11 protein-coding genes are annotated in these 14,847 nt (G+C 59.0%); 9 read left to right on the top strand and 2 right to left on the bottom strand.

Going from position 1 to position 14,847, the window contains the following annotated elements:
* The first annotated feature begins 32 nt into the window (after positions 1 to 32).
* The 5 genes from AC2FI8_RS11375 to AC2FI8_RS11395 all read left to right on the top strand — a co-directional run bounded on the left by AC2FI8_RS11375 (position 33) and on the right by AC2FI8_RS11395 (position 5,862).
* Positions 33 to 1,550: a class I adenylate-forming enzyme family protein gene (locus AC2FI8_RS11375; RefSeq protein ID WP_496779092.1), complete on the top strand. Its 1,518-nt coding sequence runs from the start codon at positions 33 to 35 to the stop codon at positions 1,548 to 1,550.
* Positions 1,547 to 2,206: a DsbA family oxidoreductase gene (locus AC2FI8_RS11380; protein ID WP_496779095.1), complete on the top strand. Its 660-nt coding sequence runs from the start codon at positions 1,547 to 1,549 to the stop codon at positions 2,204 to 2,206. Before AC2FI8_RS11375 ends, AC2FI8_RS11380 begins: the two co-directional genes overlap by 4 nt.
* A 75-nt stretch (positions 2,207 to 2,281) precedes the next feature.
* Complete coding sequence (locus AC2FI8_RS11385) at positions 2,282 to 3,490, top strand: MFS transporter (protein WP_496723847.1); 1,209 nt, start codon at positions 2,282 to 2,284, stop codon at positions 3,488 to 3,490.
* A 57-nt stretch (positions 3,491 to 3,547) separates the two neighbouring features.
* Complete coding sequence (locus AC2FI8_RS11390) at positions 3,548 to 5,212, top strand: tetratricopeptide repeat protein (RefSeq protein ID WP_496779097.1); 1,665 nt, start codon at positions 3,548 to 3,550, stop codon at positions 5,210 to 5,212.
* A complete protein-coding gene (locus AC2FI8_RS11395; protein ID WP_496779099.1) occupies positions 5,209 to 5,862 on the top strand; it encodes an SH3 domain-containing protein in 654 nt (217 codons plus the stop codon). Before AC2FI8_RS11390 ends, AC2FI8_RS11395 begins: the two co-directional genes overlap by 4 nt.
* On the opposite strand, the gene mfd is transcribed toward AC2FI8_RS11395, so the two are convergent.
* On the bottom strand, positions 5,859 to 9,317 hold the full coding sequence (gene mfd, locus AC2FI8_RS11400; protein WP_496779101.1) for a transcription-repair coupling factor: 3,459 nt from the start codon (positions 9,315 to 9,317) through the stop codon (positions 5,859 to 5,861). The genes AC2FI8_RS11395 and mfd overlap by 4 nt on opposite strands.
* A gap of 19 nt (positions 9,318 to 9,336) precedes the next feature.
* Positions 9,337 to 9,864 (bottom strand): component of SufBCD complex, encoded by a 528-nt coding sequence (locus AC2FI8_RS11405; protein WP_496723037.1) that lies wholly within the window; start codon positions 9,862 to 9,864, stop codon positions 9,337 to 9,339.
* A gap of 119 nt (positions 9,865 to 9,983) precedes the next feature.
* Here AC2FI8_RS11405 and hemB point away from each other — a divergent pair, with 119 nt between their 5' ends.
* The 4 genes from hemB (at position 9,984) to AC2FI8_RS11425 (ending at position 14,835) form a co-directional block, all read left to right on the top strand.
* On the top strand, positions 9,984 to 10,982 hold the full coding sequence (gene hemB / locus AC2FI8_RS11410) for a porphobilinogen synthase (RefSeq protein WP_496779103.1): 999 nt from the start codon (positions 9,984 to 9,986) through the stop codon (positions 10,980 to 10,982).
* Between the two features lie 142 nt (positions 10,983 to 11,124).
* Positions 11,125 to 11,697, top strand: a complete 573-nt coding sequence (locus AC2FI8_RS11415) for a lipid-binding SYLF domain-containing protein (RefSeq protein ID WP_496764615.1) — start codon at positions 11,125 to 11,127, stop codon at positions 11,695 to 11,697.
* Positions 11,698 to 11,869: 172 nt separating this feature from the next.
* Positions 11,870 to 14,332, top strand: a complete 2,463-nt coding sequence (locus AC2FI8_RS11420; RefSeq protein WP_496779105.1) for a penicillin acylase family protein — start codon at positions 11,870 to 11,872, stop codon at positions 14,330 to 14,332.
* Between the two features lie 107 nt (positions 14,333 to 14,439).
* On the top strand, positions 14,440 to 14,835 hold the full coding sequence (locus AC2FI8_RS11425; protein ID WP_496723044.1) for an SgcJ/EcaC family oxidoreductase: 396 nt from the start codon (positions 14,440 to 14,442) through the stop codon (positions 14,833 to 14,835).
* Positions 14,836 to 14,847: the final 12 nt, after the last annotated feature.

The raw sequence follows: 14,847 nt of genomic DNA on the forward strand, positions 1-14,847 counted from the left end.
CAACGCAGCAGTGGTCGCGCTAGCCAGTTGCCATGCTTTCTATTTTTGATCAGGGACCGCCGCCCGCCTGCCCCTCTCCATTCAATCTGGCAGCGCATGTGCTGCGCTGTGCCGCCAAGCTTTCGGACAAGACCGCCCTGTCTGTTCTAGGGTCTTCGGATGCCGAGCATTTGACGTATAGCGAGTTGCAGCAGGCCATTCTGGGCACTGGCACAGGGTTGTTGAAAGCTGGTTTGAAGCCCGGCGATATCGCGTTGATGCGGCTTGGAAACACGGTCGATTTCCCGATTGCCTATCTCGGAGCGATTGCCGTCGGCATCGTCCCGGTCCCAACATCATCGCAGCTGACCGAACCGGAAACAGAGCGCATGATCAAGGACCTCAGGCCTGCCGCCATTCTGCGCGACCCACAGGTTGCGTGCGCCGCGCACCCGGTTCAGATTGACCTGTCCGATTTGGCCGGAATGCGTGATCTGCCTGCTGCTGAGTATCAAATGGGTGACCCGGAACGGATGGCCTATGTCGTATATACTTCGGGCACGTCGGGAAAACCGAGGGCTGTAGCCCATGCCCATCGCGCCATCTGGGCGCGTCAGATGATGGTGGATGGCTGGTACGGGCTGCGTGAAAACGATCGCCTGTGTCACGCGGGCGCGTTCAACTGGACCTATACCCTAGGCACCGGTCTGATGGATCCCTGGACCATTGGCGCAACAGCCCTTATCCCCGCGCCGGGCACCGATCTGGGTGCCCTACCCGCCCTGCTGCGCCATCATCAGGCCACCATCTTCGCCGCGGCACCAGGCGTATTCCGTAAGGTGGTGAGCTCAACAGACGACCTCGACTTGCCGGAATTGCGGCATGGGTTATGCGCCGGAGAAAAGCTGTCGCGGCATCTGCACGAACAGTGGACGCAAGCGACCGGCACTGAACTCTACGAGGCCTATGGCATGTCCGAGTGTTCGACTTTCATTTCGTCCAGCCCGGCGCATCCAGCGCGGTCCGATGCATTGGGCCAACCGCAGCCCGGCCGCCGTGTGGCCATCCTGGGACCCGACGGTCCCGTACCTCAGGGTCAGGAAGGCACCATTTCCATACACCGGTCCGACCCCGGCTTGATGCTGACCTATCTCAACGCCCCGGACGAGGCCGAAGCCCGGATGCAGGACGACTGGTTCGTAACCGGCGATCAAGGGGCCATGGCCGTGGATGGCCAGATCACCTATCTGGGCCGCGATGACGATATGATGAATGCGGGCGGCTATAGGGTGTCACCGGTTGAGGTCGAGGCGGCGCTGTCCCGATATCCCGGCATCGCGCAGGTCGGGGCTGCGGCAGTCGAGGTCAAACAGGACACATTTGTGATAGCAGCCTTCTATACAGGACCAGAAAAGCTGGACGACGACGCCCTGCGCACCTATGTCGAGGCAAATCTGGCGCGCTATAAGCAACCGCGCGCCTTTATCCATCTGCCTGAACTGCCCACCGGCGGGAACGGGAAACTTCTGCGCCGGGCGCTGCCGGCCTATTTCAAGGCGACCAACCCATGACCGAGACCGTCAAGCTTGATATCATGTCCGACCCGATCTGCCCTTGGTGCTATATCGGCAAAACCCATCTGGACAAGGCGCTGGCGGCGATCCCGGACCATCCGTTTGTGATCGAATGGCATCCATTCCAATTAAACCCCGACATGCCGGATGCCGGGATGGATCGCCGCGAATATCTCGAACGCAAGTTCGGGGGCAAGGACGGTGCTGTGCGGGCCTATGCACCGGTTGTTGATCATGCCGAGAACGCAGGCCTTAAGATCGACTTCGAAGGCATGGAGCGCACGCCCAACACACTGGACGCGCACCGCCTGATCCATTGGGCCGGGATTGAAGGCAAACAGAATGCCGTAGTCGATGCGTTGTTCGATGCCTATTTCGTGCAGGCCCGCGATATCGGCGATCATGAGGTTCTGGCCGATATTGCCGACAATGCGGGCATGGACGCCGCAGTCGTTCTAAAACTGCTGAAATCCGATGCCGATCGCGAGGATATCAGCAACCGTGACAGCCATTCCAGGCAAATGGGCGTCAGCTCTGTCCCGACGTTCATCGTTGCCAATCAACATGCCGTCCCCGGGGCGCAACCCCCTGAAATGTGGGAAAAAGTGATTGCTGAAATCATGTCTCAACTTGAGGCTTCCCCTGCAAATTAGCACAGACCTCTGTGCAATTTGACACCTAGCGTCAACTGATTTGCCGTGATAGCGCGAACAGATCAGGAGGGCGTTATGGCCAATCGCATGTCACGGGGTGAGTTCATAGCACTTGTCGCAATGATGTTTGCGACGATCGCGTTTTCGATCGATTCCATGTTGCCTGCGCTGCCAAATATCGGCGCGCAACTCAGCCCCGACGACGTCAACAAAGCCCAGCTGATCCTAACCTCGTTTGTGTTGGGCATGGGGATTGGCACGTTTTTTACCGGGCCGCTGTCGGACGCCTTTGGCCGCAAACCAGTGATCTATGTCGGATCGGCACTGTATATCATTGCAGCGGCGGCTGCCTGGGCCAGTTCATCACTCGAAATGCTATTGGTCGCCCGTATCTTCCAGGGGATCGGATGTGCGGCCCCGCGCGTGGTGGCCATGGCGATTATTCGCGATCTGTATTCGGGCCGCGAGATGGCGCGGATTGTATCGATTGCGATGATGATCTTCACCCTGGTACCGGCGATCGCGCCAATGCTTGGTGCCGGAGTGATCGCACTGACCGGATGGCGGGGTATCTTTGCCTCATTCATCCTGTTCTCACTAATCACCATCGTCTGGATGGGCCTGCGCCTTCCGGAACCCCTGTCGGTCGAGAACCGTCGCCCGCTGCGCCTGCCCCTTATACTGGACGCCGCACGCCAGATGTTCACACATCCAACTGTCCGACTGTCGATCTTGGTTCAGACATTGTGTCTGGGCATGTTGTTCACCATGCTGACGATGGTTCAACCGGTCTACGATGTCATCCACGACAGTGCCGACAGTTTTCCGTTCTGGTTCGGGTTCGTGGCGTTGATGGCGGGCTCAGCCAGCCTGTTAAACGCCGCACTCGTTATCAAATTGGGCATGCGCCGGATCGTGACATGGGCGTTGGGCGCGCAGGTCCTCTTTACAACAGCTGTCATCGCCCTGAATGCGGCAGACCTTTCGCCCACCATGTCTTTCGCCGTTTTCGTAAGCTGGCAAACGGCAGTCTTCTTTATGGCAGGCATGACTATGGGCAACCTGAACGCCATCGCGATGGAGCCAATGGGCCATATCGCAGGCATGGCGGCTTCGGTGATCGGGGCGATCTCGACCGTGTTTGCAGCCGCGATTGCGGCCCCCATCGGGCAGATGTTCGACGGGTCTATCACCCCGCTGGCTGTTGGCATCCTGGCCATGAGCGCCGCGGGCTTCGGCCTGATGCTGCATATGGGGCGGATCGAAAACAGGCTGCCAGCCTGATCTGTGCAGGAACGGTGAATCAGGCTAACATCTGCTCAATATGAGTGGAGTTTTTCAGTGAGCGACTACTACGATCTTGGCGCATATTCCTGTCCGATAACGACGGCTTCAACAGACGCACAGCTCTGGTTCGACCGAGGGCTGAATTGGACCTACGGCTATAACCACGACGAAGCAGTGGTGTGCTTTCAGCGCGCGCTTGAATTCGACCCAGACTGCGCGATGGCCCACTGGGGTGAGGCTTATGCTGCAGGGCCAAACTACAACCTTCCTTGGAACTTGCTGGATGACCGCGGGCAACGAAAGGCGCTGGCACTGGCCTATGATGCCACGCAGAAAGCCGTGGCTTTGGCCGAAGGGTGCAGCCCGACGGAACAGGCGCTGATCCGCGCCCTGCCCGCGCGGTATCCACAGCGCGATCCTGTCGACGACATGCATAGCTGGGATCACGATTTTGCCGCCGCGATGCGCGTCGCCTTTGCAGAGCAGTCGGGTTACCTCGATCTGCGCACCATCTATGTCGAGTCTCTGCTCAACCTGACCCCCTGGCAGATGTGGGACCTGAAAACCGGTAAACCCGCTGAGGGCGCCGCGACTCTGGAAGCACAAAAAGCCCTGGAAGACGCGATGGCAGACGATCCGGCGGCGATGTCGCATCCGGGTCTGTTGCACCTCTATGTCCACTTGATGGAAATGTCGCCCACACCGGAAAAGGCGCTGAAGGCCGGGGATATCCTGCGCACTCTGGTTCCCGATGCAGGGCATTTGGTGCATATGCCAACCCATATCGACGTGTTGTGCGGGCACTATCAGAACGTCGTTCACTGGAATGAAAAGGCGACCGAGGCTGACTTGAAGTATTATGAGCGCGAAGGAGCGTTCAACATCTACACAGGCTATCGCCAGCACGACTATCATTTTGCCATCTACGGCGCGCTGTTCCTTGGCCAGATGGAACCTGCCGTGCGCGCCAATCAGGGCATCTGGGACACCACCCCCGAAGAGATGCTGCGCACGGAAAGCCCGCCCATGGCGGATTTCTTCGAAAGCTACATGTCGATGGGGCCGCATATCCTGATCCGGTTTGGCCGGTGGGAAGAAGCAAAGGCCCTGCCCTTGCCCGATGATCAGGATCTCTACCGCACCGTCACCGCGACCACCCATTACGCCCGTGCAATCGCTTTTGCCGCCACAGATCAGGTCGCCGAGGCCGAAGCCGAAGAGAAGCTGTTCCGCGCCGCCAAAGATCGAGTGCCGAAAACTCGCCTGCTGCACAACAACCGCGTGATCGACTTGTTGGACATCGCCCGCGAAATGCTGCGGGGCGAGATTGAGTATCGCAAAGGCAACTATGGCGCTGCATTCGCGCATCTTAGGCGCTCTGTCGAATTGGACGACACGCTGCCCTACGACGAGCCTTGGGGTTGGATGCAACCCGCGCGCCACGCGCTTGGTGCGTTGTTGTACGAACAGGGCCAAGTGCCCGAGGCCGAAGCAGTGTATCGCGAAGATCTTGGGCTTGGCGGCACTCTGAGCCGCGCCTCAATCCACCCCGACAATGTCTGGAGTTTAAAGGGCCTGCATGATTGTCTGAAAGCACGCGGTGAGACAGTCGAGATCAAACTGATCAAACAACGTCTTGATCTGGCGCTTGCCCGCGCTGACCGGGCCGTTGGGGCCTCGTGTTTTTGCGCTCAGGCAGCAATGAAGGCCGCAGAATGATCCGCGCAGTTATGTTGTCGCTGCTTTTTTGTGGCCCAGCCCTGGCTGACCGGCAGTCATTTCCGCCGGTCGATGAAGCAGAACGCGATCCTACCCTTGTGGCCTTTCGGGAGAGTTTGTTGGCGAGCGTGGCCGCACGTGATACCGACACCGTTATCGCAGCTGCTTGCCCGGACATCTACCTCAGCCATGGCGGAAGCGGTGGGCCCGGGGAATTCCTTGAATACCTCGGCCCGGAAAACAGCTCTCTAGAAGACCAGAGCCGCGAAGCCTATTGGAGCGATCTGGAAACCACCCTGTCCCAACCGGGCTATTTCGACGACGAGGGCGAGTTTTGGATGCCGCATCAATGGCAGATCACCTTGCCTGCCTCATTGGACCCTTACGTGGCCTACTTTGTCACCGGTGAGAACGTCAGTCTTCGGCAAGCCGCCGAACCAGGCTCCCCAGCGCTGAGCCTCATCAGCTACGAGATCGTCATCGTCCCGACCCATCGAGACGGTGCCGACTATCAACCGGTGATGCTGACTGACGGCACGCGGGGATTCATGCACGGCGACTTTCTATGGCCCATGACAGGTCACCGCGCCGCGCTTGTGAAATCGGACGCGGGCGAATGGCAATTGTGCACTTTCGTCAGCGGAGACTAGGCTTTCGCCTTTTTCTTCTTCGCTGCCATGACCTTTTCCGCCAGATCGCGGGCGATGGCAAATGCGCCTTTGATCTTGTCGCTGTCCTTCTTCCAATCGCGTCTGACGACGATCTTGTTGTCCTTGACCTTGGCCAAACCGCGCTGGTTCTGAATGAACTCTACCAAACCCTCCGGCGAGGCGAACTTGTCGTTGTGAAACTGGATTGTCGCGCCCTTCGGCCCGCCATCCAGTTTTGCAATCCCTGCGCGTTTGCACATCGCCTTGATGCGCACGACCAGCATCAGGGTGTTTACCTCTTTCGGCAGCGTGCCGAACCGGTCGATCAGTTCTGCGGCAAAACCTTCCAGCTCGACCTTGGTCGAAAGCGACGACAAGCGACGATAAAGCCCAAGGCGCACATCCAGATCGGGCACGTAATCTTCGGGGATCAGAACCGGCACGCCCAGATTGATCTGTGGCGCCCATTGATCGTCGGCTTCAGACAGCCCTTCCATTTCACCGGCTTTGATCTTGGCAATCGCCTCTTCCAGCATCGATTGATAGAGCTCATAGCCAACATCGCGCATCTGGCCGGACTGTTCCTCACCCAGCAGGTTGCCCGCACCACGAATGTCCAGGTCCTGCGATGCGAGCGTGAACCCGGCCCCCAGAGTATCCAGCGAGCCCAAAACCCGCAGGCGCTTTTCGGCTGTCGCCGTCAGTTTCTGACGCGGTTTGGTGGTCAGGTACGCATAGGCACGGGTTTTGGAGCGACCCACCCGGCCTCGGATCTGATAAAGCTGAGCCAGCCCGAACATATCTGCCCGGTGCACGACCATCGTGTTGGCGGTTGGAATATCCAGCCCGCTTTCCACAATCGTGGTCGCCAGAAGCACGTCGTACTTGCCGTCATAAAAAGCGTTCATTCGGTCGTCGAGTTCACCCGCCGCCATTTGCCCATGCGCCACCATATAAGTCAGCTCGGGCAGTTGTTCCTTTAGGAATTCTTCGATCTCTGGCAGGTCCGAGATGCGGGGAACAACGTAGAAGCTCTGCCCGCCTCGATAGTGTTCGCGCAGCAGGGCTTCGCGTATGGTCACGGCGTCGAATTCGCTGACATACGTGCGAATGGCAAGACGATCGATAGGCGGCGTGCCGATAATCGACAGGTCGCGCACGCCGGTCAGCGACAGCTGCAGCGTCCGTGGGATCGGCGTGGCGGTCAAGGTCAGCACGTGAATGTCGCTGCGCAGCTGTTTCAGGCGTTCCTTGTGACCGACGCCAAAATGCTGTTCTTCGTCGATGATCAACAGGCCCAGATTGTTGAACCGGATACCCTTGGCCAGCAACGCATGGGTGCCGATCACGATGTCGACGGTCCCGCGCGCCATACCATCACGGGTCTGCTGTGCATCTTTCGCGGACACAAACCGCGACAGCTGCCGCACCTCCAACGGAAAGCCACGGAACCGTTCCTTGAAGCTGGCTGCATGCTGTCGGGCCAGCAAGGTGGTCGGTGCGATCACGGCCACCTGAACACCGGACATCGCGGCGACAAAGGCCGCGCGCATGGCAACCTCGGTTTTGCCAAAGCCCACGTCACCACAGATCAACCGATCCATCGGCGCGCCGGAATGCATGTCCTCCATCACCTCGGAAATCGCGCGCAACTGATCATCGGTTTCCTGATATGGAAAGCGCGCGCTGAACTCCTCCCACGCGTGGGGCGGCGGATCCATGACCGGAGCTTTGCGCAAAGCGCGTTCCGCGGCGATACGGATCAGCTTGTCCGCCATCTCGCGGATGCGTTCTTTCAGCTTGGCTTTCTTAGCCTGCCACGCACCTCCACCCAAGCGGTCCAGCAGACCTTCATCATGGCCGTATTTCGACAGCAGCTCGATGTTCTCAACCGGCAGATACAGCTTGGACTGTTCGGCATATTCCAGCAGCAGGCATTCATGCGCAGCACCGGCCGCCGTGACCACTTCCATCCCTATGTATCGCCCGATCCCGTGGTCGACATGCACCACCAGATCGCCCGGGCTAAGCGATTGGGTTTCGGTCAGGAAATTCTCGGCCTTGCGGCGCTTCTTGGGCTGGCGGATGAGGCGGTCACCCAGCACGTCCTGTTCGGCGATCACGGTCAGACCGGGCGTTTCAAACCCGTGCTCAAGCGCCCAGACAGCCAGATGCAATCCGCGTTTGCCAATCCGGGTGCCATCGGTGACAGGGACGGCTTCGGCCAGGCCTTCATCCTCGATCAAGCCTGTTAGACGCTCTCGCGCCCCTTCAGAATACGACGCAATCAAGACGGGCCCCTTGGCCATCTTGTCGGTGATATGGCTTGCCAAAGCACCAAACAGGCTAATGTTTTCCTGCTGCCGCTCTGGTGCGAAATTGCGGCCAATCCGCCCGCCTGCATCAATCACACCGGGACCGCTGGCCTGAGGCAGCGGGCTGAACTGCATCACCCGCCGGTCCCCGACCGCCTGCTCCCACGCGGCATCGTCCAGATAGAGCAATCCGGGAGGTGTAGGCTTATACACCGTATCCATGCGCGAACGGTTTTCCAGCGCCAGACGCCGCGTTTCATACTGATCGGCTATTGTATCCCAGCGGGCAAGCCGCGTGGGTGTCACCTGATCATCCACAGTGATCGTCGCATCCGGCAGATAATCAAACAGGGTTTCCAGCTTTTCGTGGAAGAACGGCAGCCAGTGTTCGATGCCCTGATGCTTGCGGCCCGCGCTGATCGCCTCATACAGCGGATCATCGGTGCCCGCCGCGCCAAATTCGATGCGATAGTTTTGGCGGAACCGCGTGATGGCGGCGTCGTCCAGAATGACCTCGGAAACCGGAGCCAATTCGACAACATCCAGCTTTTCGGTCGTGCGTTGCGAAACCGGATCGAACAGGCGCGCGCCGTCCAGCACGTCTCCGAACAGATCCAGACGTACGGGACCGGATTCGCCCGGGGGAAAAATGTCGATGATACCGCCGCGAACGGCATAGTCGCCCGGCTCCATCACTGTCGGACTTTGCGTGAACCCCATGCGTACAAGGAAGTTCCGCAGCGCCGTTTCGTCGACGCGATGGTTCACGCGGGCGGTAAAAGCAGCCTCGCGCAGCACATCACGCGCAGGCACCCGCTGGGTCGCGGCATTCAGCGTGGTCAGCAGGACAAACCGATTCGGCATCTGATGAACCAGTGCCGCCAAAGTCGCCACACGGGCCGCCGCTATGTCGGCGTTGGGCGATACCCGGTCATATGGCAGACAATCCCACCCCGGAAACACAAAGACCGGCATATCGGGGGCAAAGAAAGCCAGTGCGGCGCGCATCGCCTCCATCCGTTTGTCATCACGCGCGACGTGGCAGACCGGCCCGCCAACGCGCGCGATCTCATTCAGAACAAGCTGTGCGTCAAACCCTTCGGGAGCGCCGCCAACCGTCACATGGTTCGGAGCTGTCATCGCTTTGCCTTTCTGGTTTTCATCCCCCGAGAACGCCGATCGAGACGTTCTGGTACATACCCCAAAGTGACGTGATGACAATTGAGATCATGCCAATGATCTGGGTGTAAATCCTGCAGCGTACAAGGATCTTTGACACGCTTCCGAGCACCGGCTCGATGCCTTGCAACTTGCGCGCGGCGCGAATGTTGATCAGCATCACCAAACTCACGGGGAACAGCAACAAAAACACGGCCTGTGCAAATTCAACGCCATAGTAGAAACCCAACATCGCAAGCCCGGTAAAAAAGAAACAGCATAAAGCAAGAATAACCAGGCCTGACATATCAACGATGTAAAGCAGCCTGTTCCCATTGATCCGAACGATATCCAGCAGGTCCTGCTCGGACTGTCCGCCAACACGACGGGCACGTACAAGCAGATCGTAGGGAACCCCCATCGCCCAGTGGCTGGCCGACGACCAGAGCACCGCCAGCACGATCCAGTACCACAGATTCGAAAAGCTGCGCATGTCGATGAGTTCGAAAATCGAAGAGTGCAAATCCACGCATCAGCCCTTTGTTCATTGTCCTTGAGGCGTTCTTCGCGCAGGCGCGTCCAATGTTACCCTTGAGACCATCGGGAATTCATGCCACCCAATGCACGATTATTCAAGGAGAGCGCGACATGAAACCGACCATCGCCCCCTACCCCCTTACGCGATTTCGCCGGGCGCGCCAATCCGGCGCCATTCGTGGGTTGGTGCGAGAAAACGCGCTGACGACAGATGATCTGATCTGGCCGGTTTTTGTGCGCGATGGTGAAGGCATTGAAGAACCCGTACCTTCGATGCCCGGCGTTGTGCGGCGCTCGGTCGATCTGATCGCAAAGGCCGCAGTCGAGGCGCAGGCTATGGGCATCCCGGCGATCTGCATCTTTCCCTACACCGATCCCAATCTAAAAACCGAAGATTGCGCCGAGGCGTGGAACCCCGACAACCTGTCAAACCGGGCCATTCGGGCAATCAAATCTGCAGCCCCTGATATTGCCGTGATGACCGACGTGGCGTTGGATCCCTATAACATCAATGGCCATGACGGCTATGTCGTGGATGGCGAGATCGTGAACGATCAGACCGTCGAGGCGCTGGTCAAAATGACACTGGCGCAGGCTGAGGCCGGGGCCGACATCATTGGACCCTCAGACATGATGGATGGCCGCATCGGCGCAATGCGCCGCGCGCTTGAGGGTGCCGGGCACCACAACGTGATGATCCTCAGCTATGCCGCTAAATATGCCAGCGCATTCTACGGCCCCTTCCGCGATGCAGTGGGCGCGTCCGGTGCGCTGACCGGAGACAAGAAGACCTACCAGATGGACCCGGCCAATTCGAACGAGGCCCTGCGCCTGATCGAACGTGACCTGACAGAAGGCGCAGACATGGTGATGATCAAACCAGGCATGCCCTATCTGGATATCTGTCGCCGCGTGAAAGACACGTTTGGCGCGCCAACCTATGCCTATCAGGTGTCCGGTGAATACGCCATGATACAGGCAGCTGCGCAGAACAGCTGGATTGATGGTGAGAAGGTCATGCTGGAAAGCCTGCTGGCCTTCAAACGTGCAGGCTGCGATGGAATCCTGACCTACTTTGCACCGCAGGTCGCACGCATCCTTCAGGGCTAAAACCCCGGACGGTCGCGACTTTTCGCCGATTGTGAACGCTGTTGGACCAGCTTTCCCGTGACACACGGACGCAATCGGCGTATTCTTGCACACAAGATCGGGAACACCCGACACTTCAGGCAGTTTATACAGAGAAAAAAACATGAGCAGTTCCAACTCTCCCCGACTAAACCGTCGTGGCTTTGCGCTTGGCATGGCCGGGCTCACACTGACCGCAGCATGCGGAAACGGTGTAGGCAATTCCAATGCGGCCCAGATCGACGCCCGTGTGAACGTGACGTTGAACGAAATGTTCAGCAAGTACCCCAACACCGTCGAGATCGCCAACAAAGCCGACGGCATGCTGGTGATGCCCCTGATCACCGAGGCCGGGTTCATCTTTGGCGGTGCCTATGGCCAGGGCGCGCTGCGCATTAACGGTGCAACGGTCGACTACTACTCGGCCATATCCGGCAGTGCTGGTCTGCAGATCGGCGCGCAACAATATGCGCATGTCCTGTTCTTCATGACGCAGGACGCGCTGGATGACTTCCGCCGTTCCAGCGGTTGGACCGCAGGGGCGGATATCGGCTATGTCGTCGACGCCACCGGCGACTCACTCTCAACCGACACAACCCAATTGCGCAAGCCAGTGTTGGCCGCCGTTTTCGGACAGGCTGGTCTGAAATTCGGCGCGACCGTCGAAGGCACCAAGTACACGCGCATCATCCCCTGATATCGAATACCACCCCCCCTTTGCCACGGACCCCGCCACATGTTCAAAACCATGTGGCGGGGTTTTTCATCTCAACATGTTAACTCAACGTTCGCGCGGCGTTCCTCTTTCGGTTGCCTGGTCCTTCCAGTAGAGTTCAGCCAATAATTTCTTATGGGGATATGGGGCGTTCATGGGTCTTGTCTTTCGCTGGCTGGTTCGGATTGCTACGGGCCTGATCCTGTTGGCCGTCGCGGCTGTGGGCCTTGTCTACTTCCTGGCCAGCCAGTCCCTGCCGGATTATGACCAGACCGTCGAAGTCAGCGGGCTGCGTTCGCCGGTCGAGATCGTGCGCGACACCGCCAATGTTCCGCATATCCTTGCCGAAAGCGACCCGGACGTATTCTTTGGCCTGGGCTATGCCCATGCGCAGGATCGTTTGTGGCAGATGACCGTGATGCGTCGCACGGCGCAGGGCCGTTTATCCGAAGTGTTTGGTAAGCGCACAGTCACCATCGACAAGCTCTTGCGCCGTTTTGACCTGTACAGTCTTGCCCACCGCTCGGTCGAGGTGCAGGACGATTACACCAAAGCTGCGCTGCGCGCTTATTCTGCCGGCGTCAATGCCCGGCTGGATGAGATCAATGAGAACGCATTGGGTCGCGGCGCGCCCGAGATGTTTCTGTTCAACGCATCTGTTTCGCCGTGGCAGCCCGGCGACAGCATTGCGATTATCAAACTGATGAGCCTGCAACTGTCTGGCCATTTGAAAGATGAGGTCCTGCGCGCTCGCACATCCCTGATGCTGAACGATCCGCAGCGGCTGGCCGATATCCTGCCAGACGTACCGGGCGCGGGCATCGCGGCGCTACCGGAATATGCGTCTTTGTTCCCAGAACTGCCGCGCTATGCCGAAGGCACGCCAATGCCCGACACGCCGCTGTCACCATTCCCTAAACGCGGCTTGGCCGGGGCGTCTAACGCGTGGTCGGCCGCGCCTTCGCGTTCCGCGATCGGGGGCACCCTGCTGGCCAATGACCCGCATCTGGGCCTGACTGCACCCGGCATTTGGTACCTGGCACGGCTTGAGCTTGCCAAAGGCGGCGTCATCGGCGCGACCATTCCGGGCGTTCCCGCGATCATGACGGGCCGCAGTGACCGGCTAGGCTGGGGTCTGACGTCGTCTTACCTGGACGATCAGGATGTTCACATCGAACAGCTGAACCCTGAAAACTCAGAAGAATACCTGTCGCCTGATGGTTTCAAACGGTTCCGCTCTCGCCCCTCGATCATCGAGATCAAGGACGAAGCCCCCATCACCCTGACTCTGCGCTGGACCGAGAACGGACCCGTCTTGCCCGGTAGCCATTACGATCTGGAAACGATCACCCCGCCCGGGCACGTTGCCTCATTGGCCTGGACCGCACTTAGCCCGCGCGACACGTCGATGACGGCTTCGATGGCATTAATGAATTCAGACAATGTGCGCGAAGCTATCGATGTGGCCGAGCTGTTCATTGCGCCGTCGCAAAATCTGTCGCTGGTCGACAAGGACACAATCGGCATGAAGCTGATCGGCGCAATGCCTGACCGAGATCTTCGCAACCAAAGCCGCGGCCGTATCCCAACGCCCGGTTGGTTGGCTGAAAACCTGTGGCAAGGACGCTTGCCTTATGCAAACAACCCCGAATTCGTGACACCAGCAGGCGGGATTCTGGGCAATACAAACAACAAGATCATCGACCGCCCTTTTCCCAACCATGTCTCGTATGAATGGGGTGATACGCAGCGCGTGCACCGTTGGGAACGCCTGATGCAATCGCGCGAGGTTCACACCCGGGACAGCTTTATCGAGGCGCAGCTTGATACCGTCAGCTTTACCGCCCGTTCGCTTCTGCCGCTAATCGGCGCCGATCTTTGGTTTACCGGAGCATCCGCCCCCGAGGGCACACCGGAACGCCGTCGTCAGGTCGCGCTGGCCCTGCTGGCCGAGTGGAACGGTGAGATGAACGAACATTTGCCCGAGCCACTAATCTATGCCGCATGGTTGCGTGCGCTGCAAATCCGACTGATCTCGGACGAGCTGGGGCCGCTGGCGGCCGAATACAAACATGTTGAACCGCTGTTTATCGAACGGGTCTACCGCGATATCGACGGCGCCTCGGTCTGGTGCGACGTGCGCCAGAGCGCGCCGGTAGAAACATGCACTGACATGGCGCGGTTGGCGCTGGATGATGCGCTGATCTGGATCAGCGAGAAATACGGTGGTTCGCTGGAATCGCTGCGCTGGGGAGATGCCCATCAGGCCACGCATGACCACCCGGTTCTGGGCACGGTTCCCGTTCTGCGGTTCTTCGTCAACATCCGCCAATCCACCAGCGGCGGCGACAACACCCTGCTGCGCGGGCGGACATCGGGCGAAGGGCCCAACCCTTTCCAAAACGTCCACGGCGCGGGATATCGCGGTGTCTATGATTTTGCCGATCCCAACAGCTCGGTATTTATCACGGCAACGGGTCAGTCGGGGCATTTCCTGTCGCGCTACTACGACGATCAGGCCCAGCTTTGGCGGCGAGGTGAGTATATCCCCATGTCACTGGACATGGATCTGGCCCGCGCGGCAGCGGTCGGTGTGACCAATCTGATCCCGCGCTGACTTCCACCACTTCGGCAGGACCTTGCCCCTTTTCTACCCCGCCGTGGACGCGTACCGGTGTTTTCGCCTACGATCTGTTGACCGACCATTCGGAACCGGGGGTAAAGATGGCCAGTTTTCGGGATATGATGAACAATCTCGCGCGCGATTACGCAATCGCATGGAGTTCGGGCGACCCAGAGGCAGTTGCCAGCTTTTTTGCGCCCGACGGACAGATCACAATTAACCGGGGTGAACCAACTGTCGGCCGTGCCGCCGTCGCAGACATGGCGCGCGGATTCCACATCAACTTCCCTGATCTGGAAGTGCGTTGCGACATGTTGCGTTGGGCCGGGCCACACGCCATTTTTGTCTGGACACTGGAAGGTCATCATTCCGAGACCGGCAACCACGTGGTCACACGTGGTTGGGAAGAATGGGAGCTGACCGAAGACAACGAAGTCCAATCTTCGCTTTTCTGGTTCGATGCAGACGACTATCAGCGCCAGATAGACGGGCAGTAGCGGACGCCCCGC

It is taken from the genome of Ruegeria sp. CDSB029, assembly GCF_059611125.1.